General features: G+C 69.1%; 18 protein-coding genes, 1 tRNA gene and 1 pseudogene. 10 read left to right on the top strand and 10 right to left on the bottom strand.

The window, feature by feature from the left end; all coding sequences use genetic code 11:
* The first annotated feature begins 82 nt into the window (after positions 1-82).
* Together AC3ENO_RS08395 and AC3ENO_RS08400 are read left to right on the top strand one after the other, a co-directional pair.
* Entirely contained in the window at positions 83-3310 is a 3228-nt protein-coding gene (locus AC3ENO_RS08395; RefSeq protein WP_434970191.1) for an ATP-dependent helicase, read from the top strand.
* Entirely contained in the window at positions 3307-6888 is a 3582-nt protein-coding gene (locus AC3ENO_RS08400) for an ATP-dependent helicase (RefSeq protein WP_434970192.1), read from the top strand. Before AC3ENO_RS08395 ends, AC3ENO_RS08400 begins: the two co-directional genes overlap by 4 nt.
* Positions 6889-7232: 344 nt before the next feature.
* On the opposite strand, the pseudogene AC3ENO_RS08405 reads toward AC3ENO_RS08400, so the two are convergent.
* A pseudogene (locus AC3ENO_RS08405) lies at positions 7233-7982 on the bottom strand (phosphotransferase); the annotation flags it as partial.
* Positions 7983-8050: 68 nt separating this feature from the next.
* On the opposite strand from AC3ENO_RS08405, the gene nudC reads away from it, so the two are divergent.
* On the top strand, positions 8051-8962 hold the full coding sequence (nudC, locus tag AC3ENO_RS08410) for an NAD(+) diphosphatase (RefSeq protein ID WP_434970193.1): 912 nt from the start codon (positions 8051-8053) through the stop codon (positions 8960-8962).
* Positions 8938-10680, top strand: coding sequence for an ATP-dependent helicase (locus AC3ENO_RS08415; RefSeq protein WP_434970194.1), 1743 nt, complete (start codon positions 8938-8940; stop codon positions 10678-10680). Before nudC ends, AC3ENO_RS08415 begins: the two co-directional genes overlap by 25 nt.
* A 769-nt stretch (positions 10681-11449) precedes the next feature.
* Here the strand turns inward: AC3ENO_RS08415 and AC3ENO_RS08420 are convergent.
* Complete coding sequence (locus AC3ENO_RS08420; RefSeq protein WP_434970195.1) at positions 11450-12844, bottom strand: zinc-dependent metalloprotease; 1395 nt, start codon at positions 12842-12844, stop codon at positions 11450-11452.
* 121 nt (positions 12845-12965) lie between these two features.
* On the opposite strand from AC3ENO_RS08420, the gene AC3ENO_RS08425 reads away from it, so the two are divergent.
* Both AC3ENO_RS08425 and AC3ENO_RS08430 read left to right on the top strand, forming a co-directional pair.
* Complete coding sequence (locus tag AC3ENO_RS08425) at positions 12966-14084, top strand: YlbL family protein (RefSeq protein ID WP_434970196.1); 1119 nt, start codon at positions 12966-12968, stop codon at positions 14082-14084.
* 93 nt (positions 14085-14177) lie between these two features.
* Positions 14178-17096: a UPF0182 family membrane protein gene (locus AC3ENO_RS08430; protein WP_434970197.1), complete on the top strand. Its 2919-nt coding sequence runs from the start codon at positions 14178-14180 to the stop codon at positions 17094-17096.
* A 6-nt stretch (positions 17097-17102) separates the two neighbouring features.
* Here AC3ENO_RS08430 and AC3ENO_RS08435 read toward each other — a convergent pair whose 3' ends face one another.
* The 7 genes from AC3ENO_RS08435 to idi all read right to left on the bottom strand — a co-directional run bounded on the left by AC3ENO_RS08435 (position 17103) and on the right by idi (position 22834).
* Positions 17103-18017 (bottom strand): prenyltransferase, encoded by a 915-nt coding sequence (locus tag AC3ENO_RS08435; protein ID WP_434970198.1) that lies wholly within the window; start codon positions 18015-18017, stop codon positions 17103-17105.
* Positions 18004-18327, bottom strand: a complete 324-nt coding sequence (locus AC3ENO_RS08440; RefSeq protein WP_434970199.1) for a lycopene cyclase domain-containing protein — start codon at positions 18325-18327, stop codon at positions 18004-18006. Before AC3ENO_RS08440 ends, AC3ENO_RS08435 begins: the two co-directional genes overlap by 14 nt.
* Positions 18324-18680 carry a lycopene cyclase domain-containing protein gene (locus tag AC3ENO_RS08445; RefSeq protein ID WP_434970200.1) on the bottom strand — a complete coding sequence of 119 codons (357 nt, stop codon included), beginning with the start codon at positions 18678-18680 and terminating at the stop codon, positions 18324-18326. Before AC3ENO_RS08445 ends, AC3ENO_RS08440 begins: the two co-directional genes overlap by 4 nt.
* Position 18681: 1 nt before the next feature.
* Positions 18682-20295 carry a phytoene desaturase family protein gene (gene crtI / locus AC3ENO_RS08450; RefSeq protein WP_434970201.1) on the bottom strand — a complete coding sequence of 538 codons (1614 nt, stop codon included), beginning with the start codon at positions 20293-20295 and terminating at the stop codon, positions 18682-18684.
* Positions 20296-20361: 66 nt separating this feature from the next.
* Positions 20362-21234, bottom strand: coding sequence for a phytoene/squalene synthase family protein (locus AC3ENO_RS08455; protein ID WP_434970202.1), 873 nt, complete (start codon positions 21232-21234; stop codon positions 20362-20364).
* Positions 21231-22286, bottom strand: a complete 1056-nt coding sequence (locus tag AC3ENO_RS08460; RefSeq protein WP_434970203.1) for a polyprenyl synthetase family protein — start codon at positions 22284-22286, stop codon at positions 21231-21233. The genes AC3ENO_RS08455 and AC3ENO_RS08460 overlap by 4 nt, the downstream gene beginning before the upstream one ends.
* Entirely contained in the window at positions 22283-22834 is a 552-nt protein-coding gene (gene idi / locus AC3ENO_RS08465; protein ID WP_434970204.1) for an isopentenyl-diphosphate Delta-isomerase, read from the bottom strand. The genes AC3ENO_RS08460 and idi overlap by 4 nt, the downstream gene beginning before the upstream one ends.
* A gap of 81 nt (positions 22835-22915) precedes the next feature.
* Here idi and AC3ENO_RS08470 point away from each other — a divergent pair, with 81 nt between their 5' ends.
* Positions 22916-23386 carry a MarR family winged helix-turn-helix transcriptional regulator gene (locus tag AC3ENO_RS08470; RefSeq protein ID WP_434970205.1) on the top strand — a complete coding sequence of 157 codons (471 nt, stop codon included), beginning with the start codon at positions 22916-22918 and terminating at the stop codon, positions 23384-23386.
* 88 nt (positions 23387-23474) lie between these two features.
* On the opposite strand, the gene AC3ENO_RS08475 is transcribed toward AC3ENO_RS08470, so the two are convergent.
* Positions 23475-23551: transfer RNA gene (locus tag AC3ENO_RS08475), tRNA-Met, on the bottom strand.
* 103 nt (positions 23552-23654) lie between these two features.
* Between AC3ENO_RS08475 and AC3ENO_RS08480 the strand changes: the two genes are divergently transcribed.
* The 3 genes from AC3ENO_RS08480 (at position 23655) to AC3ENO_RS08490 (ending at position 26662) form a co-directional block, all read left to right on the top strand.
* On the top strand, positions 23655-24185 hold the full coding sequence (locus AC3ENO_RS08480) for a DUF6328 family protein (protein ID WP_434970206.1): 531 nt from the start codon (positions 23655-23657) through the stop codon (positions 24183-24185).
* Positions 24186-24190: 5 nt separating this feature from the next.
* On the top strand, positions 24191-25000 hold the full coding sequence (locus AC3ENO_RS08485; RefSeq protein ID WP_434970311.1) for a carbon-nitrogen hydrolase family protein: 810 nt from the start codon (positions 24191-24193) through the stop codon (positions 24998-25000).
* A 183-nt stretch (positions 25001-25183) separates the two neighbouring features.
* Positions 25184-26662: a S1C family serine protease gene (locus tag AC3ENO_RS08490; RefSeq protein ID WP_434970313.1), complete on the top strand. Its 1479-nt coding sequence runs from the start codon at positions 25184-25186 to the stop codon at positions 26660-26662.
* Positions 26663-26699: the final 37 nt, after the last annotated feature.

The raw sequence follows: 26699 nt of genomic DNA on the forward strand, positions 1-26699 counted from the left end.
TGCCGTCCGTTCGGCCGATGCCGCGGGCGCATGGCAACTCTACGACACCGCGATGTCCCCGGGGCTGGGTAGCGTCGACGTTATGGATCCGCGCCCCATCCCCTCCGAGCAGGCGAGGTCGGTGGCTCCGGAGGCGATGCTGTTGGATCCCTCCCAGGCACGCGTCGTGCAGTTGCCGGCAGGAACCAGTGGGCTCGTGATCGGTGCCGCCGGCACCGGCAAGACGTCCGCGATCCTGGCGAGAACCGCGCGGCTGCTGCGCGAGGAGGACGTCCGACCGGACGATGTGCTCATCCTCACGCCCACGCGACAGAGCGCGACGGCAGTGCGGGATCGCGTCGCCGCCGATCTCGATATCGCCACCCCGGGTCCGCTCGCCCGGTCGGTTGCGTCGTTCGCGTTCCAGATCGTGCGGGCCCATGCTGTTGCGTCAGGCGAGGCGCCGCCCCAGCTTCTGACCGCTCCCGACCAGGATGCCGTGATCGCCGATCTGCTCGAGGGCGATGAGGCGGACGACGAAGAGGGGCGGTCACGGTGGCCGGAATCTCTCGGACCAGCCGTGCGCCGTTCGCGTGGGTTCCGGTCGGAGCTGCGCGCGTTGTTCGCGCTCGCGGTGGAGCTCGGGCTCGCGCCGGCCGACCTCGAACGGCTCGGGGCTGAACGCGACAACCCCGTGTGGTCCGCTGCGGGATCCTTCTGGGGCGAATACCGGTATGTGCTTTCGCGGCTGCGCCCCGCGCATCGCGACCCCGCCGAGTTGCTGCGGGAAGCGACGGACTGTCTTCACGACGTGCCGACCGCGGCGGCGCCGCGGGTTCTCATGATCGACGATGCACAGGAGCTCAGCTGGGGCGGCGTCGCCCTCATCGAGGCGGCACGGATGCGCGGGATCGCCGTGGTCGCTTTCGGTGATCCGGATGTGGGTTCCGGCGCGTTCCGCGGGGCGGGCCCCGAGACGTTCGCGCGGCTGTCGTCGCTGTTCTCCGAACGGTTTGTGTTGCCGCATCCACATCGCGCCCGCCCGGCGCTCGTGCGCGTCGCCCGTGTCGTCGCCGAGTCCATCGGCACGGCCGGAATCGTCGGGCACCGGCTCCCTCCGGATGCGGGGCTCCCGCTGGTCGATGACGCGCCGCACACGGCGGGTGAGGTCGCGACGCTCTGGGCATCCTCACCACACGAAGAACTGGATGCGATCGCGCGCGCACTGCGCTCCTGGCACATCACCGACCGCCTGCCGTGGCGCTCTCTGGCCGTGATCGCCCACGACACCCGCCAGATCGCCCGGTTGAGCGCCGAACTCGCGGCGCGTGAGGTTCCGACTCGCGCCGCGAGCGCCGCCAGACCCCTCGGGGAGGAGCCCGCTGTCCGGGGGCTACTCCACCTCGTGCGTGTGGGGATCGCCTCGCCGGCGGAGCGCTCGCCGGACGAACTGGCCGCGGCGCTGACCTCGCCCTTCGGTGGCCTCGATGCGATCGGGCTGCGGCGCCTCCGGGCGGCCCTGCGCGCGCAGGAGTTCGCGGGGGAGAGTCGACGTGCTGCCGCGACGCTGCTGGCCGAGGCGATGGCGGAACCGGCGACGCTGATGCTCATCGACACCCCGCAGGCGCGGGTGGCGCTGCGACTGGCGCAGACGCTCGCCCAGATTCATGAGGCAGCGCGGCGGGGGGAGTCCGCGCACGACCTGCTGTGGCGGGCGTGGGATCGGTCCGGCCTGGCCGGACCCTGGCGGGAGCGGGCTCGGCTGGGCGGAGCGGAGGGCGCTGAGGCGACCCGATCCCTGGACGCCCTTGTCGCTCTGTTCGCCGCGGCCAAGCGCGCCGCGGAGCGCGAGGACGAGGATCCGGAGCGATTCCTGAGCGACATCCTCGGCAGCGAGGTGCCGGAGGACTCGCTCGCGGCCGTGCAGCGCCGGGACGTTGTCGAGGTGCTGACGCCCGCTGCATCCCTGGGTCGCGAGTTCGACGCGATCGTGATCGCCGGTGTGCAGGATGGCGTATGGCCCAACACTCGCCTTCGGGGGAGCCTCCTGGGCGGCTGGCGGCTGGCGGATGATGTCGAGGCCTGGCGTCACGGCGGCGAACCTGCGCCGCGCGATGTGCTCGACCGGCGTCGCAGTGTCCTGCACGAGGAGCTCCGTCTCTTCGAGCGAGCCGTCACGCGAGCCCGGTCACGCGTCCTCGTGACGGCGGTGGATGACGAGGACCAGTCGCCCAGCCCTCTGTTCTCCTACCTTCCCGAACCGCCGCCGCGCCGGGTGGACCGGCATCCCCTCACCCTCCGCGGCGCCGTCGCCTTCCACCGGCGCCGGCTCACGGAGACGTCCGATCCGGACGTTGCCGACCATGCCGCGACGCAGCTCGCGGCCCTGGCTCGCGCAGGTGTGCCCGGCGCGGACCCGGAGTCTTGGTACGGAGTTGCCGAGCGTACGGGCAGCGGCGGAATCCATGATCTGACGCGTGCGCCGGTATCGATCTCCCCCTCACGGGTCGAGGCCTTCGAGGACTGCGGTCTGGACTGGGCGATCCGGGAACTCGGCGGCGATTCCCGAACATTTTCGGCGGGACTGGGCACGATCCTGCACGCCGCGATGGAGGCGGCTCCCGACGGGACATTCGAGCTTCTGGACGCGATCGTCGAGCAACGGTGGGCTGAACTCGACTTCGAAGCGGAGTGGCTCTCGCGGCAGGAACGTCAGTGGGCGAAGACGCTGACGGGTCGGCTCGCGAGCTATCTTCGGGAGTTCGCCTCGCAGGGCGGGCGCGTGGCGGGCGCGGAGGCCCGATTCCGCATCGCGATCATGCCCACCGGCGACGGTCCTCGGGTGGTCGCGGCTCCCTCGCCGGCGGCCACCCCGGACGGCGCCGTCGCTGTCATCAGCGGGTCGATCGACCGCGTGGAGCGGTGGGATCCAGCCGCGGAGGATCCGGACGGGCGCACCCGATTCGCGGTCGTCGACCTGAAGACCGGTCGGTCCGAAGCGCGGCTGTCGGACGACAAGGTCACCGACGATGCGCAGTTGGCGTCCTATCAGCTCGCGGTAGCAGCCGGTGCGGTCGCCGGCGCGGAGGCGGGAGATCTCCTCGGGGCTCGGCTGTTGGTGCTCTCGAAGACGCTCAAGAACACCGACTATCGGATGGCGCAGCAGTCGCCGTTGGACGCCGCCGCCCGCGACGGGTTCCTGCAGCGCATCATCGCCGACGCCGGCGCGATGGCCGCCACCACGTTCTCCGCCTACCCGGACGTGCACTGCAATCACGACCATTTCGCGGTGTGCCGCCTCCACACCGTCAAGCCGGTGAGTTCGCCGTGAGCGCCCCTGCGTCTGCTCCGGACAGCGCGAGCACGCCGCTGTCGGCCCTTCGGATCGCCGAACTCCTCGAGCTGCCTGCGCCCACTCCCGCCCAGCAGCAGGTGATCGAGGCGCCTCTGAGCCCCGTCCTCGTCGTGGCCGGTGCGGGAAGCGGCAAGACGGAGACCATGGCGGCGCGCGTCGTGTGGCTCGTCGTCAACGGCATCGTTCGCCGCGACGAGATCCTGGGGCTCACGTTCACACGCAAGGCGGCCGGCGAACTGTCCGAACGGATCGAGCGGCGCCTCGCCCGGATCGACGCCCTCGTGCGCGACGGGCGGATCGACGGGCACGAGGGGACGGAGGCCGACCACGCCCTCCTGCGCCCGCGGGTGTCGACCTACAACGCGTTCGCCGATTCCCTCGTGAGAGAACACAGTGCCAGGATCGGGCGAGATCCGGATGCGGCGCTCCTCAGCCCGTCCGCGTCGTGGCTGCTGGCCCGGCGCGTCGTCATCGCCTCGCGAGACCCCCGGCTGTCCGAACGTGAGGATCGATTCGGGACGGTCGTCGACAGCGTTCAGCGGCTGGCCGGCGACGTGCTCGACCACGGCGTCGACCTCGACGAGCTGGCCTCGTACGGCGATCGCGTCGCTCGCGCCATCCACCCTGCCTGCAACCCCGCCCTCGCCACGCCGAGCGATATCGAGAAGTTCCACACGGCGATGAGTGCGATCCCGGTGCTCGCGGGGCTCGTGCGTGACTATTCGCGGGCCAAGATCGCTCAGGGCGCGGTCGACTTCGCCGATCAGGTGGCGGGAGCGCTCGAGATCGTGAGAAGCGCTCCGTCGGTCGCTCATGAGGTGCGCGGGCAGTACCGCGTCGTGCTGCTCGATGAATACCAGGACACGTCGGTACAACAGACGCAGTTGCTCGCAGAGTTGTTCGCCGACGGCGCGGTGATGGCCGTGGGCGACCCGCATCAGTCGATCTACGGGTGGCGTGGCGCCAGCGCCGACAACCTCGCGTCCTTCCCCGCCGCGTTCGCCCGGCAGACCGCGTGCGTGAACGTCGCTCTGATGACGAGCTGGCGAAACGACAGGACGATCCTCGACGCTGCGAACGCCCTGATCGCCGACCGCGGTACCCCGGGCATCCGCGTTCCGCCTCTCCAGCCACGTCCCGGCGCGCCCGCGGGCCGGGTCGGTCGCGTGTATGCTCCCACGATCGATGACGAGGCCGCGGAGGTGGCGGAGTTTTTCGCCCGCGTCCGGGCTGAACACGAGGCCGCGCTGCCGAGCGTGCCCGCCGCCACAGGTTCCTCCGCCGCGGGTGGGTCCGCGCCGGCGCACTCCGGCGCGATCCTGTTCCGTACCAAGCGCCACATGACCGTCTTCGCCGACGCGCTGGCCGCACGCGGCATCCCTCATCGCATCCTGGGGCTCGGAGGACTCCTCTCCACGCCGGAAGTGGTCGATGTCGTCGCCGTGTTGCGGGTGCTCGATGACCCGAGGCAGGGCTCGGCGCTCATTCGCATCCTCGCGGGACCGCGTTTCGGGGTCGGTCTTTCCGATCTTGCAGGTCTGCGCCGTCTCGCTGATGCCCTCGCCCGTCGCGGCGCTGATCTCACCCCGCTGGCCCCCGACGTGCTCGATCGGATGCGCGATTCGGTCGGTCCCGATGAGCAGCCGTCGATCATCGACGCCCTCGACAGGCTCCGTTCGCTGCGTCCGGACAATCCCCTGCTCGCCGAGCTGAGCGCCGAGGGAGCCGAGCGGCTGCGGGCCGCGTCCGCCATGTTCCACCGGTTGCGTGGAGTGCTCGGTGGTCCGATACCGGAGGTGATTCGTGCGATCGAGCGCGAACTCCTGCTCGACATCGAGTTGTCTGCGCACGAGACCCGTGGTCCTGCCGGGCTCGCGACAGCCCAGTTGCGATCGTTCCTCGACGAGATCCAGAGCTTTCTGGCCATTGATGAGCGTGGATCTCTGTCGAGCCTGCTCGCGTGGCTCGATCATGCGGAGGAGACCGACGAGCTCATGCCGCGCACGGAGCCGCCGGAACCCGGGGTTGTGCAGCTGCTGACGATCCACGGCGCGAAGGGTCTGGAGTGGGACGCGGTCGCGGTCGTCCGTATGGTCCAGGACGAGTTGCCTGCCCGGCCGCGTTCGACGCAAGGGTGGATGGGGTACGGCACGCTTCCCTACCGCTTCCGCGGTGACCGTGCCGCGCTTCCGGTGCTGGAGTGGGAGTCTGCCACCGACCGCAAAGCCTTGCGGAACGCGATCACCCAGTTCAAGGCATCCGTCAAGGAGCACCTCGCCGCCGAAGAGCGCCGGCTCGCCTATGTCGCGGTCACTCGGGCGCGTCACGATCTGCTGCTCACCGGATCCCGGTGGGGAGGGCAACGCGAGCAGCGCGCGCCGAGCGTGTTCCTGAACGAGATCGGTGGGGCTCTGGGATGGCCCGACGTGGAATCGTTCGATGACAGCGCCAACCCGTACGAGGGACGGCGGGGAGCGGCGGTGACCTGGCCCATCGACCCGCTCGGGTCGCGCTCGGCTCGGGTGCGCCGCGCCGCAGCGCAGGTGCGCCGCGTGCTGGAGCGATCGACAGCATCGCCGGTTGCGGCCGATGACGACAGGGTCGATCCCGAGATCCTGCGGCTGCTGGCTGAGCGCGACGAGCGCGCCGCGGCGGGTCTGGTCGACGGTGAGGGGCCGCGACGGGTCGCCGCCTCGCGTTTCAAGGACTTCATCGTCGACACAGACACCGCGATGCAGGAGTTCGCTCGCCCTATGCCGGAGCGCCCGTACCGCGCGACAACGCTCGGGACCCGCTTTCACGCGTGGGTCGAGTCCCGTTCCGGGCGCACCGGCCGGGGACCGTCCCTCGATGATGTGCTGTGGGAGTCCGATCTCGACGACGACGAGGACGTGACCGCCCATGAGGCTCGCGATCACCCCGCGGGTGGCGGCGAGGACCCGACACTGCGGCGGTTGCAAGAGACGTTCCTGCGTTCGGAGTGGGCCGAGCTTGCGCCCCTCGAGGTCGAGACCGAGATCGACATCTCGCTGCGCGGGGCCGACGGCGTGGAACAGATCATCTGCAAGCTCGACGCGGTGTACCGTCGCGAGGATCGCGGGGGCAGGATCGAAATCGTCGACTGGAAGACGGGCGCGTCCCCGCGGTCAGCATCCGACCGGAACAACCGGATGCTGCAACTCGCCCTTTATCGCCTCGCTTACCACAAGCGCACGGGCGTTCCCCTCGACCAGATCGACGTCGTGCTGTACTACGTCGCGGAGGACCTCACGATCCGCTCCGATCGGGTCTATTCGGAAGCCGAGCTGGCCCATCTCTGGAACGCGGCGCGGGCTGCGCGCGCCGGTTCATCGGCGTCGGCTCCTTCATCCGGCGGGAACAGCGCGGCCGAGTCGTTTCCGGGAAGGATGATCGGCGCCGTGATGACATCCGAAGCGGCGGTTTCACGCGCTGCAGCGGCGTCGACAGGTGCGGCCGGCTCGGAGGGCTCGTCAGCTTCCGACACCTCTCCTGCCGGCGGTGACCCGTCGGCAGGAGAGGTGTCGTCGAGCTGATGCTCGTCCTCCGCGGGGAGCCACATCGCCAACTCCTCGGGGTCGTACGCATCGGTGTGCATCGAGGTGTCCGCGGGACGGGTTGCCGTATCGGTGAGCCCGGAAGATGTATCGGCGACGCTGTCCAGGACGGCCATTGCGTCGTCCATGCCAGAGGTGGTGCGCAGGACCAGGTCGTCGCTGCCGACGGTGTCGGCAAGCGAAGACAGCAGCGACTCCGCGTCCGCGAGAATCGTCGCATCGTCGGTGTCGTGCCCGTGCACGAGCCACGCGGCGAACTCGAGTTCGGCGTGGAGGCGCGCGCGCGAGCGCAGGAGGCCGTCCGGTGCGCGAGTGCTGGCCGCGACGTAGGCGTCGAGGACGTCGCCGGCAGCAGTTGGCGCCGACGCAAGCCATTGCAGGTCGACGGCAGGGTCGCCAACGGCGACGCCGTGCCAGTCGACGACACCGACGACCGTGGGAACGCCGCCGCGGTCCTCGAGGAAGAAGCTCGAGGATGACGCGCCACCGAGCATCACCGTCGGCTCGAAGCGCCAGAGCTCGTCGTCTGCGATCGCGCGGCGCCAGCGCGTGACCAGCGCCCGCGGCACCCGCTTGGTGTGCTCCGCGCGATCGACAAGACGTGAGGACTCGTCCCTCGCCTGCTGCGCCGACCGTACGACGAGTCCGGCCTCGCGAGCCCAGGACACAGGCAGCGCATGGATGGCAGCGAGAGCTTCCGCGAGCGCAGGTGCAACACCGGGCCCCGGCGGCACGTCGGCCGGATCGACCCGATAACCGGCGATGTAGCTCGTCACGACGGCGGTGTCCTCGCCGAGCGGTACCTCGCCGAGCAGGTCAGGCGCGGCGTAGGGCAGCAACGCCCGGACGCCCGGTGTCAGCGCTCGCAGGGCTCGCGCGTCGGCGCGGAGCTCGTCGACGGCCTCGGAGGTGGTGCCCACGCGGACCACGACGTGTGCACCCGTGTCGAGGGTTGCTCGAACGGCATCCACGCGACCGGACCCATGTTCGGTCAGGGGAGCCACGGCGACGATGTCGGCATCCGGCGCGACGGCTGAGACCGCCGCGGCTAGAGTGAACAGGGTGCGCGCCATGTGCCCAGGGTAGGTCTGGCTGGCGTCGCAGCCGTCGCGCCACGCCCTTGAGGGAGGTCCCCGTTCCCATGCGCTCCTCCGCCGTGCCGCCGATCGGTCGCAGCGGGTTCGACCGCGCGGAACACCGCCGGGCCGTGGTCGGGGCGACCCCGGGTGACGGATCGCTCGTGCTCGTGGTGGACGCAGACCGCGCTCCCGTGGTCAGAACGGACGGCGAATCCGCTCCGGTGCTGCAGTGGTATTCGAGCGGGGATGCCGCGCTCGAGGGCGCCGACGGCGAGTACGCCTTCCTCGGTGTCGGACCCGACGGAGTCGATCGCTGGGTGCTCGCGTTGCGTGAGGTTCCCTCTTCGCTGAGTGCACCGGACTCGTGGGTCCCGCTGCGCGTCGTGGGTGGTGACCTCGGCGAGGGCGATGGCGCCGCGTTGGTTGCGGCCGTGAGCCTTGGTCGCTGGCTGCTGGATTCGGGGCACTGCCCCCGGTGCGGTGCGGCGAGCCCGCTTCAATCGGGCGGCTGGTCGCGACGATGCGGTCCCTGTGAACGCGATCTTTTCCCCCGCACCGACCCCGCCGTCATCGTCGCCGTGACCGATCGCGCTGGCACTCGGCTCCTCCTGGGCTCCCACGTCGCGTGGGGAATGGGGCGGTTCTCGTGCTTCGCGGGCTTTGTCGAAGCCGGGGAGTCGTTGGAGGCGACGGTCCGGCGCGAGGTGCTCGAAGAAGCGGGCGTCCGCGTCGAGGACGTGCGCTATGTGGCATCGCAGGCGTGGCCCTACCCGCGGTCGCTGATGGTCGGATTCACCGCGTCGACGACCACGGAGCACGCGAGAGCCGACGGTGAAGAGATCGTCGAGGTGCGGTGGTTCGACCGCGCCGACGTGGGCGCGGCACTTGCCGGCGAGTCGGACGTGCAGCTTCCCGGGCCGAGTTCCATCGCGCGCACCCTGATCGAGCAATGGCACCGGTCGGCGCAGCCGTGAGCTCACTCGAGGGCCTCGACGAGCAGCAGCGTGAGGCGGTGACGGCGCTGCGCGGACCCGTCGCGGTGCGTGCCGGCGCCGGCACCGGGAAGACGCGGGTGATCACCCGGCGGATTGCGCACGGCGTCGATACCGGGGCGTACTCGCCGGGGCGCGTCATGGCCCTCACCTTCACCAGCAAGGCTGCCGGTGAGCTACGGGGCAGGCTGCGAGCGCTCGGTGTGGAGGGAATCGCTGCCCGCACGTTCCACAGCGCTGCGCTCGCTCAGCTGAACTACTTCTGGCCGACGCTCGCGGGGGACCGGCCTCCCGCCATCGTCGACAACAAGGTTCGTCTCCTCGCTCACGCCGCGGACGGGATCGGATTGGATCCCGACACCGCAACGCTGCGGGACGTCGCCGCCGAGATCGAATGGCGCAAGGTCACGATGCTCAGCATCGACGACTACGCGCGGGTGCGCGCCGGCGTATCGATCGGACGGTTGGCCTCGAGTGCCGTCGTCGACCTGCAGCGCGCGTACGAGGCGCTCAAGGATGAGCGGCGGCAGATGGACTTCGAAGACGTCCTCCTGGCGTGCGCCGGGATGCTGGAGACCGAGACGCACGTGGCCGCGGCCGTGCGGGAGCAGTACCGGCACTTCACCGTCGATGAGTACCAAGATGTGTCGCCGCTTCAGCAGTACCTGCTGGAACTGTGGGTGGGGGAGCGGCGTGACCTGTGCGTCGTGGGTGACGCGAGCCAGACGATCTACTCCTTCGCGGGGGCCGACTCGAGGTTTCTCCTCGAGTTCCCCCGGCGGTGGGATGACGCGCGGATCATCGAACTGCACAGTAACTACCGTTCTGATGCCGCGATCCTCGCGGTCGCCAACGACCTCATGCGGGGTCGCCCGGGCGCCGTCGAACTGGTCGCGGCAGCCGCTGGCGACTCACCATCGCCGCCACCGACCGTGCACGCCTATCGAGACGAGGCGGCCGAGGCGCGCGGCGTCGCAGCCCGTGTCGCCGCGCAGATCCGGGATGGTGCGGATCCGACGACCATTGCCGTCCTTTATCGTGCCGGCGCACAGTCGGCCGAGGTCGCCGCGGCGTTGGCGGACGAGGGTATCGCGACGACTGTCCTCGGCGGGCGACGCTTCTTCGACATGCCCGAAGTGCGCCAGGCCATCTTGGCGCTTCGGGGCGCATCCGTTGCACCCCTCGATCGCGGTTTCGTCGATGCCGTCCGCGACATCCTCCGCTCGCTGGGCATGACCGAGGACGCGCCGCCCGCGGGAGGGGCGGTGCGCGAGTCGTGGGAGGCGCGTCAAGCGATCCTCCGCCTGGCCGAGGAAGCGCCCGCACAGACCACGATGCGTTCGTTCACGGATGACCTCATGGCGCGCGCGCGGGCGCAGGACGAGCCCGCCCTGCGGGCGGTGACCCTCGCCACCCTGCATGCCGCGAAGGGGTTGGAATGGGATCACGTCCACCTCATCGGTCTCGCCGAGGGGGTACTGCCGATCGGGTACGCGACGCACTTCGAGCAGATCGACGAGGAGCGGCGGCTGACCTACGTCGGTATCACGCGGGCACGGCGGTCGCTGTCGCTGTCGTGGGCGGCAGGCTCACGGGGACGTGCGCCGTCGCGGTTTCTGGGAGAGATTCGCACGAGCATTCGGGATGCCGGTCCCACGTCCGCTGCTCGACGCCGGTCGCCAGGGTCGCCCGCAGACTGAGCCCGCCGCGACCGGCCAGCAGCAGCCTTCCCGCGTGCAGCGCCGCCTCGGACGCAAGCGCCGCAGGACCTGCAGGTTCCCGGCGGCCGATCAGCTGTGCTGCAACCAGCGGCCAGGACGCGTCGCGGTCTCGCTCGTGCGCCGCGACGCACTCCAGGCACGCGCTCTGCCCGGGAACGACGAGCGGACCGACCTCGACCTCGCCGTGCCCGAGGACGATCCCGACGTGCGGCGTGTCGTCGCGCATCCAGGCCGCCGCTCGTCGGGGATGCAGTCCGTGTGCCGCGAGCATGACGACGGCATCCACGGTTGCGTTCGTCGACGCGACGAGCGAGGTGTCGATCCCGAGGTCGTGCAGTCCGTCCCGGATCTGCGGCGCGTATCGGGCGGCTGGGTCATCGGCGATCTCCACACCGACGCGCAGTGCGCGCCCGGTGCGGACAAGAACCGGACCGAGCGCGATCAGCAGTGCGTCGAGGTCGGCTCTCGTGACGCCGAGGGATCGCGCGAGGGCCGCCACGCCCACCTCGGGCACCCCTTTCGCGAGCTCGTGGATGACCTGTAGTTGCCAGAGGGCCGGCTCATCCAGCCGTACCCGGCCAGTTCTGCCGAACTGAAGGGTCGTCGGCGTGCGCCACAGGGGAGGGTGCGTGGGGTCGATCCGGAGCATGCCCCCGATTGTGGTCGGCGCGGGACGCGGGTGCTCCCGCCTGTCCACAGTCCTCGCTCTTCCGGGCTCCGCGGCGGACTGGGGAGGAACGGGCTGCGCTCAGACGGGCCGTTCCTCCGGTCCGTCGTCGGGGCTGTCGGGATCCTTGCGGTCGCCCGCCTCGCCTGCGCTGGGCTCGTCACCGGAGAGCAGTCGCGCCAGCGCGTCGTCGAACTCGTCAGGGGCGGGCTCTTCTCCGCGGGCGCGCGCTTCGAGGCGGGCGATGAGGGCGGTCGGATCGTCGATATCGTCCGCGGTCGGGACAAGATCCGGTGAGTCCCACAACTCGTCGCGCACGTCGACGCCGACGGCATCCGTGATCGCCCGCCACATGGCTGCGGCCTCACGGATGCGGCGGGGTCGGAGTTCGAGGCCGACCAGGGTGCCGAGTGCCTGCTCGGCGGGCCCGCCGACGGCGCGTCTGCGGCGCACCGTCTCGGCGATGCGATCCGCCGCGGGCAGTCGCGTGGTTGCCTGCGCGGTCACCACATCGACCCAGCCCTCGATCGTGGCGAGCGTCGTCTCCAGACGAGCGAGGGCCGCCTGCTGGGACTCCGATCGCTCGGGCAGCAGTGCGCCGCTTTCGAGGGCCTCGCGCAGTTCCTCCGGATGCTGGGGATCAAAGCGCCCGGCCAGGTCCTCGAGCGCTCCGGTGTCGACCCGGACCCCGCGGGCGAAGTCCGCCACCTGGGAGAGCACGTGCAACCGCAGCCAGCGGGCGTGACGGAACAGCCGCGCGTGGGCCAGCTCGCGGGTGGCGATGTAGAGCGCGAACTGGTCGTCGGGGATCTCGAGGTCCTTCGAGAGCTGTGCATAGTTCTGCGGCACGACGGCTGCCTGACCGTCCGGCAACAGCGGAATGCCCACGTCCCCGCCGCTGACGACCTCCGTCGACAGGTTGCCGACGACCGTGCCCAGCTGCGCCGCGAACAGCGATCCGCCGATCGTGCGCATGATGCGTCCTGCGCCGGCGATCATCTGCTGCATCTCGGGCGGCGACTGCTCCTGCAGCGCTGTCGTGAAGGCATCCGCGATGCTCGTCGCGACGGGCTCGGCGAGCTCCTGCCACACCGGGAGCGTCGCCTCCACCCATCCGCCGCGGGTCATCGTCACACCCGGGGACGGGAGCTCGGAGATCGTCGTCGCCTCGCCGAGCCAGAGGGATGCGAGCGTGAAGGCGTCGTCGGCCGCGGCCCGGTCGGCTGCGCTGATGCTCGCGCCGTCCTTGTTCGCGATGTGCAGCGCCTGCGTCGTGGCGGCCTCCCAGGAGATGCCGCCCTCGCCCGCGGAGGCGAACGCGCCCTGGAGCTGCTGCATGGCGCGCTGCAGCATGGCGGGGTCGAACCCCATCTTCTGCAACTCGGCGAACTGTTCGCCGCCCATGCCTGCTTGGCCGAACAGCTGTCGGAACAGCTCGGGGAGGTCGTCGTCGGGGCTCCGGTCGTCGTCAGCCACGGGTGCCGCCTTTCAGCCGGTTCTTGAGGATGGCCTCTACGCTAGTCGCACGAATGATCGCACCCGCGGGCCCCACCTGAATCGCCTTACGCCGGTCGCGAACGACGGCCGAGAGGATGATGTGGCGCTGTTCGACGAGAACGTTTCGGTGACGCCTGCCCCGCGGCGCGTCATCAGCCGGCGCACGCGCCTGGGTCTGTGGGCTCTCGTGGTCGCGCTGCTGGCGCTGCTGGCGATGTCGTTCCTCCCGACCGCGTATGTGATCCAGCTGCCCGGGCCCGTGTACAACACGCTCGGCACCGTGAGCACGAGCGACGGCGAGGAGGTACCGCTCATCGAGGTCTCGGGTGCGCAGACCTACCCCACGACCGGCGCGCTCGACCTCCTGACCGTGCAGATCGCGGGGAGCCGGGAGCGACCGCCGTCCTGGTTCGATCTGGCCGTCGCCTGGTTCGACCCGGCCCGCGCGGTCGTCCCCATCGAGACGGTCTTCCCCGACGGTCAGACCAGTGAGCAGCGCAGCGAGGAGTCGGCGGCGCTGATGACCGACTCTCAGGAAGAGGCGACTGCTGCCGCGCTCTCCGAACTCGGGTACGACGTCGGAGTCCAGATCACGGTGTTCTCGGTCGGGGAGGATGCACCAGCACGAGGCATCCTCGAAGAGGGTGATGTCGTGCTGCGCGCCGACGAGGAACCCGTGACGGATGCCGCGGCGCTGCGCGATTCCGTCCAACAGAGCGCCGGCGCGCCGTTGACGCTCGACATCCTGCGCGACGGTGAAGAGACGACGGTCGAGGTCACCCCCGCGCCCACCACGGTGGACGGTCAAACGGTGTGGCTCATCGGCGTCACCCTCATCACCGACTACGACTTCCCGATCGATGTCACGATCCAGCTCAACAACGTCGGTGGGCCAAGCGCCGGGATGATGTTCGCGCTAGGCATCATGGACACCCTGACCCCGGAGGACCTCACCGGCGGTCAGAGCATCGCCGGCACCGGAACGATCACGGCGGACGGAACGGTCGGACCGATCGGAGGCGTCCAGCAGAAGATGTGGGGGGCGGTGCGCGCCGACGCCGACTACTTCCTCGCACCCGCCGCCAACTGTCCCGACGTGGTCGGCGAGATCCCCGGCGGCCTCCAGGTCTTCTCGATCGCGACGCTGGATGACGCCCTCACCGCCCTCGATGCGATCAGCACCGGCGGCGACCTCTCGCAGCTTCCGACGTGCGGGTGACCGACGGATCCGGCGCCGCCTGGTCGCTCAGGGCGAACACGGTCTGGGCGTCTGCACGGCGATCGCTCAGAAGCGGCCGCCTAGGATGAAACGGTGACCACGACCTCAGCGCCGAACAGGGCCACGCCTTCGCCGTCCCGCCGCATCCTCGCCATCTCCCTCGCGATCATCGCCGCGCTCGTCGTCGGCTTCTTCATCTTCGCGAGCCTCTACGCGGACTGGCTGTGGTACGAGCAGCTCGGATTCCAGGGGGTCCTGTTCACCCAGTGGGTCGCGCGCGTGATCATGTTCGCGATCGGATTCCTCGGGATGGCCGTTCCGGTGTGGATCGCGATTCAGCTTGCCTACCGGCTGCGGCCCGTCTACGTGCGACTCAGTTCGCAGCTGGATCGGTACCAGGAAGTGGTCGAGCCGCTGCGCCGCCTGGCCATGTGGGGAATCCCCGTCTTCTTCGGCTTCTTCGCCGGGTTCGCCGCATCGACTCAGTGGCAGACCACGTGGCTGTGGCTCAACGGTGTGCAGACGGACGTCACCGACCCGATCTTCAATCTCGACACCGGCTTCTACATGTTCGCGATGCCGTTCTACAGCGCCCTGCTCGGCTTCGTGTCCGCCGTGCTGCTGGTGAGCCTGCTCGTGACCGTGGTGGTCTCTTACCTGTACGGCTCCGTGCGAGTCGGGCAGCGCGAACTGCGCATCTCCAAGGCTGCCCGCATCCAGATCGCCGTCATCGCCGGCCTGTATGTGCTCGTCCAAGGCGCGAGCCTGTGGCTTGACCGGTACCTGCTCATGGTGCAGAACGACGACCGCATCACGGGCCCCGCCTACACGACCGCGAATGCCGTCATTCCCGGGCTCGCGATCCTCTCGATCAGCGCGATCGTCGTCGCGATCCTGTTCTTCGTGACCGCCATCATCGGGCGGTGGCGCTATCCGCTGGTGGCTACTGCTGTCCTCGTGGTCGCAACTGTCGTCGTCGGGGTCGGATACCCGTGGGTCGTGAACACGTTCCAGGTCACGCCGAACAAGATCAGCTACGAAGCGCAGTACTACCAGCACAACATCGATGCCACCAAAGCCGCGTACGGCGTCGGCGGGCTCGAGCAGATGGAGTTCTCCGCGGCGACGGATGCCGAGGCGGGTCAGCTGCGGTCGGATGCGGCGACCACCGCGCAGATCCGGATCATGGACCCTGCGATCATTCCGCCGACCGTTCGACAGCTGGAGCAGTACCGCGCGTACTACCAGTTCCACAACCCGCTGGATGTCGACCGGTATGAGATCGACGGCGTCTCGCAGGACACGATCGTGTCGGTTCGCGAACTCGACGTGAACCAGCTCGACTCTGCTGCTCAGACGTGGCAGAACATGAGCCTGATCTACACCCACGGCTACGGCATCGTCGTCGCCAAGGGCAACGACCGCACCACCGAGGGCGAACCTGTCTTCCTCGAGCGCGGGATCCCGGCGTCAGGGTTCCTCTCCGACCAGGAAGACTTCGAGCCGCGCGTCTACTTCGGCGAGATGTCGCCGCAGTACTCGATCGTCGGGGCTCCGGAGGGAACTCCTCCCGTCGAGCTCGACTACCCGACGGGGGCGGACGGAGCAAGCGAGACCAAGACGACGTTCGAGGGCGACGGGGGGCCGAGCGTCGGCAACGTCTTCCACCGCCTCATCTACGCGCTGAAGTTCCAGTCCGAGCAGATCCTCTTCTCGGATGACATCAACGAGGACTCCCAGATTCTCTACGACCGGGATCCGGTGCAGCGCGTCCAGAAGGTCGCGCCGTACCTCCAGCTGGACTCCGACCCCTACCCGAGCGTCGTCGACGGCCGGATCGTGTGGATCATCGACGGCTACACGCGCAGCGCGAACTACCCGTACTCCTCGACGGTGAGCCTGCAGGAGGCGATCTCGGACTCCAACACGGCGCAGCAGCGGTTCGGTCTGGACAACATCAACTACATCCGCAACTCGGTCAAGGCCACAGTCGATGCCTACGACGGGTCGGTCACCCTGTATGCATGGGATGAGACCGACCCGGTGCTGCAGACGTGGCAGAAGATCTACCCGTCGACGCTGAAGCCGGTATCCGACATGTCGGCAGATCTCATGAGCCACGTGCGATACCCGACCGACCTCTTCAAGGTGCAGCGGGCGATCCTCGGGGTCTACCACGTCGACGATGCCCAGTCGTTCTATCAGCGAGACAACGCGTGGGAGACACCGAACGACCCTCAGAACGACGCCGAGCTGCAGCCGCCGTACTACCTGACGATGCAGATGCCGGGCCAGACGTCGCCGACGTACTCGATGTTCACCACGTTCATCCCGTCTTCGGAAGCCGGCAACGCGCGCAACGTCCTCATGGGGTACCTGGCGGTGGATTCGAACGCGGGTGATGCAGCCGGGACGCCCCGGGATGACTACGGGAAGCTCCGGATGCTCGTCATCTCGGCCGATACCACCGTGCCCGGCCCCGGTCAGGTGCAGAACACGTTCGACGCCGACCCGTTCGTCTCGTCGCAGATCAACCTGCTCAAGCAGGGTCAGTCCGACGTGCTCAACGGCAACCTGCTTACCCTCCCTGTCGGTGGCGGTCTCCTGTACGTGCAGCCCGTGTTCGTGCAGTCCTCCGGTGCGACGAAGCTCCCGACTCTGCAGAAGGTTCTGGTCTCGTTCGGTAACGACATCGCGTTCGAGGACACGCTCACCGAAGCGCTCGACTCGCTGTTCGGCGGTGACGCCGGTGCGACCGGCGGCGACAACGACGTGACGCCCACCCCGGGCGCCACGGCCGCGCCGACGCCGGAGCCGTCCCCGTCCGACACGGGCACGCCGAGTGAGCCGACGGAGCCGACGGATGCGTACCAGGCGGCGTTGCAGGACGCGCAGCAGGCGATGCTGGACCGGGATGCTGCGCTGAAGTCGGGCGACCTGACGGCGTTCGCCGAAGCGGATGCGCGGCTGACGGCGGCGGTGGAGACCCTCATCCAGCTGGGCGCGCAGTAAACGCGCTCAGTCGGTGAGGATCCACCACCAGATCAGCAGCAGCGTCACGATGAAGCCGGCGAGCTGGTTGATCCAGAGGAACCGCCGCCAGCCGGTGGTCGCCTGTTCGGCGTCGGCGTCGCGAATCGACCGGTAGGGCCACACCGCCAGCAGGTAGGGAATCGCGGCGAGCGCCGCGAGCGGGCCGGGCCAGGCGGTTCCGAGCATGACGACGCCGGAGAGGGCGTAGCACACGAGGGCGAACCAGACAGTCCATCGCGCGCCCCGAGCCGTGGCGATCGACGAGATACCCGCCTCGCGGTCCGCCACGACATCCTGCACGGCGCCGAAGGCGTGCGAGGCGACACCCCACAGCGCGAAGGCGAGGATGACGAGTCCGAGCTGCCACGTCCAGGTCGCGCCGGCCAGGACGAGCCCGTAGACGGCGGGGGAGAAGAAGTGGATGCTGCTGGTGACGGAGTCGGCGAAGGGGCGCTCCTTCAGGCGCAGCGGCGGAGCACTGTAGAACACGACGAAGAACATGCTCAGGATCAGCACCAGCCAGGACAGCGGCGATCCGACGACCACGAGGTAGATCACGAAGGGTGCGCACGACACTCCGGCCGCCCAGAGCGTGATGGCGTGCATTCGTCGGTCGAGCACGGCTCCGTGCGCGCCGCCCTTGCGGGGGTTGCGCAGATCGGATTCGTAGTCGAACACGTCGTTGATGCCGTACATCGCGAGGTTGTACGGAATGAGGAAGAACAGCGTGCCGACCACGAACGTCACGTCGATCTGTCGAGTGGTCAGCAGGTAGGCCGCGGCGAACGGGTAGGCCGTGTTGATCCAGCTCACCGGTCGCGACGAGACGAACAACTCGCGCACGACTCGGCCGGGGCGCAGCGCGGGGCCGGCGGCGTTCTCGGGATCAGGGGTGCTCACGCCGCACGTCTTTCGAGGATCTCGGTAGCAGGACGTACACGGCCGGGACGAGGTAGGCGGCGCAGATCGCGTACGAGAAGTCCTCGATCGGCGCGACCCCGATCCGGATGCCGCTGGAGGTGCCCTCCGGGTAGGCGACCAGGCCGGAGGAGATCATGACGTTGTCGAAGATCGCGGTGAGGACCACGAGCACCCCGGCACTGATCGTGGATGCCAGCATCCGCTGACGCATCCCGGGGCGGGGCGCCGAAACGAGCGTGACCACGAGGGTGATGAGCGCGAAGGGAATGATGATGAGCGCGTAGGTCATCGGTCGCTCACCGCCTCGTCTTCACCCGCGCGCGCGGCACCGCGGGCTGACAGGTACCGAAGCGCTGCCGCATAGATGACGAGCCCCAGGTAGCTCAGGAAGGCGAGGAAGAACAGCTCCTCGAGCGGGAGCTCGGGTGCCAGGTCGATCCCGATGAACAGGTCGCTGTCGCCCTTCACGAAGGCCCGGGTCACGATGCCGACCGCGTCCCAGGCCAGAAAGAACACGACGCCGATCGCGACGGCCGCGAGCGTGCGTACGGGAGCGACGAATGCGGCCAGGCGCCACCGCGCGTCGATGATCAGGATCCCCGCGCCGGAAATGAGGATCGCCAGCAGGTAGAGACCCGGCATCTCAGACAGCCGCCGGCTCGGCGATCGGGCCAGGGGAGCGGTCGCCGCGGAGGCGCTTGATGACGAGCTCGGCGGAGATGAGGCACATCGGCAGCCCGATGCCGGGAAGCGCCGAGGCGCCCGCATAGGCGAGGGCGTCGACCTTCTTCGACGCGTTCCTCGGCCGGAAGAGCGCGCTCTGGCGCAGCGTGTGTGCCAGGCCCAGGGCGTTGCCACGCCACGCGTGGAAGTCATGCTCGAAGTCCCCGGGCGCGATCGTGCGGCGCACGGTGATGCGCTCGGCGAGGTCGGGGATGCCGCACCACTGCGCGATCTGGGCGATCACCCGGTCTGCTGCGGCCTCGATGCGGGGTGAACCGCCGCGGTCCACCCCGCCGTGCCCGAGGCTCGGGTCAGCGGGAATCGGAACGAGAACGAAGAGGTTCTCGCTGCCCTCGGGCGCGACCGTCGGGTCGGTTGCGGAGGGCTTGCATACGTAGATCGATGCCGGATCGGGGATGCGCGTGTGCGCACCGAAGATGTCGTCGAAGTTCGCGCGCCAGTCCTCCGTGAACAGCAGGGTGTGGTGTGCCAGTTGCGGGAGTTCGCCGTCGACACCCAGCAGGAGGAGCAGGGCGCCGGGGCTCGGAGTGCGCTTGTCCCACCATTTCTGCGGATACGTGCGCAGTGGCTCAGGAAGCAGCCGGGTCTCGGTGAAGTGCAGGTCTGCCGTCGAGACGACCAGGTCCGCGTCCGCCCGGCGCCCGTCGGCGAGCGTGACCCCTGTCGCCTGCGCACGGCCGCCTGCTGTCGGGGTCGTGACGATCGAGGTGACGTCGGCTCCGGTTTCGATGACCACTCCTTGCGCGCGAGCGACGCGCTCGACCGCGCGAATCACCTCGTAGAGACCGCCGCGCGGATACAGCACGCCGTCGGCGAGGTCGAGGTGGCTCATGAGGTGATAGAGGCTGGGCACTCCGTAGGGGGACCCGCCGAGGAAGACCGCCGGATACCCCAGCACCTGCTGGAGGCGCTTGTCGGTGAAGCGCCGCTCCACGTGCCGCGACAACGGGGTGGTCAGCAGGGGAGCAAGCTGTGGGACGCGGCGAAGCAGTGCCGGATCACGCAGTCCGGCCGTCGTCTCGTATGTGTCGTAGAGGAAGCGCGTGACGGCGAGGTCATACGCATCCTTGGCCGAGTCGAGGTAGTCCGCCAGCACGTCGCCCGCGCCGGGCTCGATGCTCTCGAACAGGGCGGTTGACAGCTCCCGCCCGGAACGGATGTCGATCGGTTCGGCGGCGCTGCCCGCTGCCGGCTCGCTGTAGACCCGGTACGCGGGGTCGAGCCGAACGAGATCGAGCTGTTCGGCGGTTGTCGTGCCCAGCAGCCGGAAGAAGTGGTCGAAGACCTCGGGCATGAGATACCAACTCGGCCCGGTGTCGAAGCGGAACCCGTCTGCCTCCCACACGCCGGCGCGACCGCCCACCTGGTCGCGCGCTTCGAAGAGCGTCACGGCCCAGCCTTCGCGTGCGAGCAGGGCTGCCGTGGCGAGGCCTGCGATGCCGCCTCCGATGACGACGGCGCGGCCGGCATCCGTCTGGGGGGCGCTGCGTGTGGCGCTGTCCGTCTCGCTCATGCGGAGATCCTCATTCCTCGGGCGGCTGGGTTCATCGGGGCGACGGGCGTCGGGGCTGCTCGCCCATCACTTGGCGGGTCGGCTCGCGGGCGCGAGTCCCACCAGGGCGCGGGCGATAAGTCCCGCTTTGACGATATCGGGCACGCGCACCCGTGCGGCCGGTGCCGGGTCTGCTCGCAGTCGCCGCGAGAGCTCGGCGAACAGGTCGTGCGCGGCAGTGACAGCGCGGCGGCAGTCCGCGGGAAGCTGAGGAATGACGGCGGCGGCGGCGGCAAGATCCCCGTCGATGCGATCGAGGATCGCTTCGCGATCGTGCTTTCCGGTGGCGATGCCGAGGTAGTCGCGCCCGAGCGCGGCTTCGTCGTGGTCGAGGTCGCGCAGGAAGTTCACGTCCTGGAAGGCGGCACCGAGCCGCCGCGCCCCGTCGACCAGCTCTGGTGTCGGGCCGGGCGGCGAGGGCTGTCCGGCATTGACGAAGACCTGCAGACACATGAGTCCGACGACCTCGGCGGATCCGTAGACATAGGAGTCATGCGAGGCGTCGTCGTGCGTCGTGACCGTGAGGTCGGTGCGCATCGACGCGAAGAACGGCTCGATGAGGTCCGCGCCTATCGCTGCCTCACGTGCCGTCCGCGCGAAGGCATGCACCACGAGGTTGCTGCTGAACCGGCGGTCTATCGCGGTCGTGGTCTCGGTCTGGAGTTCGTCCAGGAGTGACGCGGCGGATGCCGCATCCACCCCTGCCTCGGCGGCCGGGCCGTCGACGATTTCGTCGGCGACTCGGACGAGCGCGTAGATGTTTCGTACGTGCGTGCGCACCCGTGGCCCGAGGAGCCGCGTCGCCATGCCGAAGGAGGTCGAGTATGCCGAGATCACTGCCGCGGCCGCGTCATCGGCCGCGGCGTTGTACAGCGCGATGCCCGTCGGCTGGTTACTCACGGTATGCGCTCCTCGACAGCGGTGGCCAGAGTGTCGACCAGAGTCACAGCCCGGGGTGGGAGCGTCGAGCGCGAGGCGCGGCGGCGCACGTCTGCCAGGTTCTCATCGATGAGTCGGCGCAGCCGCTCGCGCGCGCCACTGGCCTCGAGCGCCGACTGGGCCTCTCTCACCGCGATGGGTCCGGTATGGGCAACCGCGAGCGTGCTCGTCACGAGGGGCCACTGTGCGCTGTCGCGCGCGAGGGCGATGAGCGGAGTCCGCTTGGATTCCCGCAGGTCGCTGCCCGCGTCCTTGCCGGCCTGCTCTGCGGTTCCGAACGCGCCGATGAGGTCATCCACGAGTTGGAAGGCGAGCCCGAGTGAGCCGCCGATCCTTTCCAGGTCGGTGATCCACGTCGAGGGCGCTCCGGCGAGGATGGCGCCTGCGCACAGCGGCGCGGTGAACGAGTACACCGCTGTCTTGTTGAAGGTCGCCGCGAGGATCTCGTCCTGTTCGGCCAGCTCGGGAGTCACGCTGTTCTCGACGTCGGCGAGCTCGCCGGCAGCCGAGACGAACACCGCCTCATCGAGCAGGTCCAGCAGCCTCGAGCGTTGCGCGTCGGGGGTATCTGCGAGCGCGACCATGCGGGTGGCCTCGTGCAGGAGAAGGTCGCCGGCGAGGATCGCTGCGGCGTCGCCGAGCAGTGCCGCACCGCGTGAGTCCGCTCCCTGTGCCCGCGCGCGCATGCGGAATCGCCCTGCGACGTTGGGCACGCCGCGCCTGGTGACGTCGTGATCGATGACGTCGTCGTGGATGACGAACGCGCTGTGCAGGAGTTCGAAAGCCGCGGCGACCGGGTACAGTCCCGGCGCGCGCTCGAGGTCGCCGCCGACGGCCAGGAAGGAGCCCACGACCAGCTGAGGTCGCAGCCGTTTGCCGCCGGCAGTGGCGGCGCTCACCGCTGCCGTGAGCGCCGTCATGGAATCGCCGTGACCCTTCGCTCGGTCGGCCAGCCGCGCGAGCGCGTCATCGATGGCGGTGTCGACGGCGATTCGAGCAGGCTCCGGGATCATGACGCTCGTCGCTGCAACTGTGGAGACTCGAACAGGCGGAGCTGCTGGGACTGCAGGACCAGCCACGGACTGAAGGCCCAGGGGGTGGTGACCAGGGACGAGCCGAGCTCCTCGGGATCCACCCAGCGGGCCTCGACCACCTCGAGCGGGTTCGGCGCCACTTCGTCGTCTGTGCGGGCGATGTAGACCGGGCAGATCTCGTTCTCGACGATTCCTCCGGCATCGACAGCGCGGTAGCGAAACAACGGGAGAGCCAGCTCGATCTCTGTCAGCCGAATGCCCAGTTCGAACTCGCCGCGGCGTTGCACGGCAGACAGGAGGGGTTCCGCCGGTCGGGGGTGACCACAGAAGGAGTTGGTCCACACGCCCGGCCATGTCTTCTTGTCGAGCGCGCGACGGGTGACGAGCACCTGGCCGTCGGCGTTGAGGACATGACAAGAGAACGCGAGATGGAGAGCGGTCTCGGTGCCGTGAACGCTGCTCTTGGGCGCCGTGCCGACGGGGTTTCCCTCGTCATCCAGAAGGACCACATGGTCACCATCCGTCATGTTTTCCTCCTCCTATATCGCTAGCTTAGCTAGCGATATCTCCCGTCCGATGATAACAAGGACCTGGAAGGAGTGTCCATCATGACCACGCCGTGGGTTCCGCAGACACCACACCAGCAAGCGGTGCTGGATGTTCTGCTGAGCATCCGTGCGCTCAATGATGCCATGGACCGCATGAACGGGGGCATGAAAGATGACATGGACATGAACGCGAGCGACCTCGCGGCGCTCCGGATGCTCATCGTGCGTGAGCAGCGGGGCGAGCAGGTGAGCCCGCACGAGGTCGCGAAGCACCTGCGGATATCGACGGCGTCGACCACGAAGCTGCTGGACCGGCTCGAAGCGGCCGGCTACGTCGAGCGGCGACCGCATCCTCGCGACCGCCGCGCGCGGATCGTCACGCTGACGGCGCACTCCCGCGCGACGTTCTTCCGTCATTTCGCCGAGCGACTCGAACAGATGCGGCAGGTGACCGAGCCGTACGACGAGGACGAGCTGAAGCTCATCGCGACCTATCTGGCTGACTTGAGTCACGCGATCGACCCTCAGTAGGGCGGTTGTCGCTGCGTGTTCCGCTGAGTGAGGTCTGCGTGGTGCATGGCAGAAGGCCCTGGATCCGATCGGATCCAGGGCCTTCTCTTGGTTGCGGGGGCAGGATTTGAACCTACGACCTCTGGGTTATGAGCCCAGCGAGCTACCGAACTGCTCCACCCCGCGGCACAAGGGTCGACTCTAGCACGGATCGCGACGATGCGCATCCCGGGCGGCGCCCCGAGTCGAGCGGTTGCCTCCGCCGGTGCCGGGCGGGGAGGATGGCGACATGACCAGCCCCCGACGCGAGACCACCTCGGACCCGGCGGTCGGCGTCGCGCCCGACGGTCGGTCCGAGACGGTGAGCGAGCGAGCCGACCGCAACTGGAACGATGTGCTGCAGGAACTGCGTGTCCTGCAGACGGGCACGCAGATCCTCACCGGGTTTCTCCTCGCCGTCGCCTTCCAACCCGCATTCGACGAACTCACCGGTGCGCAGCGGGTGTTCTACCTCGTGCTCCTCGTGCTCGCCGCTTTCAGCGCCATCATCGCGTTGGCGCCCGTCGCGATGCACCGGAGCCTGTTCCGGCGGCTGGCCAAGCCCGACGTCGTCGTGTTCGGACATCGAGCCCTCGTCGGTGCTCTCGCTACCGTCGGCGTGCTGCTCGTCGGTGTCGTGGCGTTGGTGTTCGATGTCGTCCTCGGGTTCGATCCCGCGTGGGTTGCCGCGGCAGGCCTGGGCGCCGCGGTCATCATCCTGTGGCTTGCCGTACCCGCCTATCTCAGAAGTCGTCACTCGCGAAAGGCGGACCAGCGATGACCCGGATGCCGGCTCCGGCCCTGGCGGTGGCGGTCGCTCAGTTCGCGCCCTCCGTCGATAGCGATGCCAACGCACGTCTGATCGATCGGATGGCGACGGCCGCCGCCGACCGCGGCGCGAAGCTCATCGTCTTCCCCGAGTACTCCAGCTACTTCGTGGATCCGTTCGACGAGACGCTCGCGACGCACGCGCAGGCCCTCGACGGCCCCTTTGTTGCGGCGCTGCAGCACAGCGCAGCGCGCACCGGGGCCGTCATCGTGGCGGGGCTGGTGGAAACGGCAGACGATTCGCGGAGGGTCCGCAATGCGGCCGTCGCGGTCGGGCCCGACGGCATCCTGGCGGTGTATCGGAAACTGCATCTGTACGACGCATTCGGACAGCGGGAATCTGACTGGGTCGAGGCGGGAGAGATCTCGCCGCCGCAGACATTCGAGCTCGGCGGCCTGCGGTGGGGGCTCATGACCTGCTACGACCTCAGGTTCCCCGAGGTCGCTCGAACGCTCGCGGACGCCGCTGTCGATGGCATCGTGGTTCCTGCTGCCTGGGTGCGGGGGCCGCTCAAGGAGTTCCAGTGGCAGACGCTGCTGGCGGCACGCGCGATCGAGAACACCGTGTTCGTCGCCGCCGCCGATCATCCGCCACCGCTGGGAGTCGGCGGCTCGGTCGTGCTCGATCCCCAGGGCGTGGCGATCGCCGGCATCGGGACGGGCACCGATCTGGCGGTCGGCTATGCCGATCCGGACGCGATCGATCGCGTCCGGCGGGTCAACCCGGCTCTACGCCTTCGCCGATTCGATGTCGTGCCCCGTGTCTGATCCCTCTCGTCGCCGCGGCGAACGAACACCGAACAAGGCCATGACGTCTGCATAGACGGCTCCCGACGTCGCCATAGGATTCACACAGCATCCGGCGGCAACGTGGGTGGTGCTTGGAAGGAGCATCCATTGAGCACCGAGAACCCCGCAGGCCCTGCCGACGAGCAGCGCGCCGAAGACCCGATGGCAGATGCCGTCATCCCGTCGAGCACGGAGTCGGCGCAGGCGACCGAGCCGACCGAGCCCTTGCCGCCGGCCCCTGCTGCGCCCAGCGCTGTCGCTTCGACCGCCACCCCCGCGACGAATGCCCCGCACGCCGGAGCGACTCCGTCCGCCGCCCCGTCTCCTGCGTGGGCTCCCCCGGCCGCAGGCACCCACCACCCGCAGTCTCCCTACGCGCAGGCTCCGTTCGCGACGTCGCCGACGCCCCCGCAGTACGCATTCGCCCCCGCGGGATCGTCTCCGCGCGCAAAGCTCGGCGCCGGCAAGGTCGCGGGGATCATTGTCGCTGCCGCCCTCGTGGGGGGAGCGGCAGGGCTCGGCGGCGCGTATGCGGGCGTCGCGCTCTTCGCTCCTGAGACCGTCACCACGGCGTCGGGCCCGGCCAGTGTCACCGTCAACGACACGTCGTCGGTGACACAGACGACCGGTATCGCGACCAAGGTGCTGCCGAGTGTCGTGACGATCGAGGCGACCTCCTCCAGCGGCGGCGGTACGGGATCCGGCGTCGTGCTGACCTCTGACGGATACGTCGTGACGAACACGCATGTCGTCACGCTGGACGGCGCGACAGCGGATGCACGAGTCCGCGTCAGCACGTCCGACGGGCGCGTCTACGACGCGGAGATCGTCGGAACCGACCCCACATACGATCTCGCAGTCATCAAGCTGATCGGTGCCGAGGACCTCACGCCGATCGAGTTCGCGGACTCGGCGGCACTCAATGTCGGAGACCAGACGGTCGCCGTCGGCGCCCCGCTGGGCCTTGCCAACACCGTGACCACGGGGATCGTGAGCGCGCTCAACCGTTCTATCGAGATCTCCTCCGCGGCCGCCCCGGATGCCGACGAGACCGCCCCGGAGTCGGAAGGCAACGGCGGCGAGGGCCCGTTCTACTTCGACTTCGGCCAGGGCCGCCAGGGCGGTGGCGCGACCGAGACGATCAAGATCGCGGTGATCCAGACGGACGCCGCCATCAACCCCGGAAACTCCGGCGGTGCGCTGGTGGACTCCGACGGGCGCCTCATCGGCATCAACGTCGCCATCGCCTCCGCGGGTGGCTCCTCCGGTCAGGCGGGATCGATCGGCGTTGGTTTCGCGATCCCCTCCAACGTCGTGGAGCGTGTGGCGCAGGAGATCATCGAGACCGGTGCCGCAACGCACGGCCTGCTCGGCGCGACGGTGCAGGATGCCGCGATGATCGACGGTTCGACGATCACGGGCGCCTACGTTGCCGAGGTCACCGGCGGCGGTGCTGCTCAGCTGGGTGGTCTGCAGGCGGGAGACATCGTGACAGCCTTCAACGGTGTTCCGATCTCCGACGCGACCGACCTCACCGCTCAGGTACGTGCCGCCGCCGCGGGAAGCGAAGCGACCGTGACGTTCGTGCGAGACGGCAAGACTCGCACCATCGAGGTCACGCTGGGAGCTCTCGCGCCCTGAGGTATTGCGCGGTTGCTCGAACAGACCCGACCGACGC

The organism is Microbacterium sp. bgisy207, from assembly GCF_057706855.1.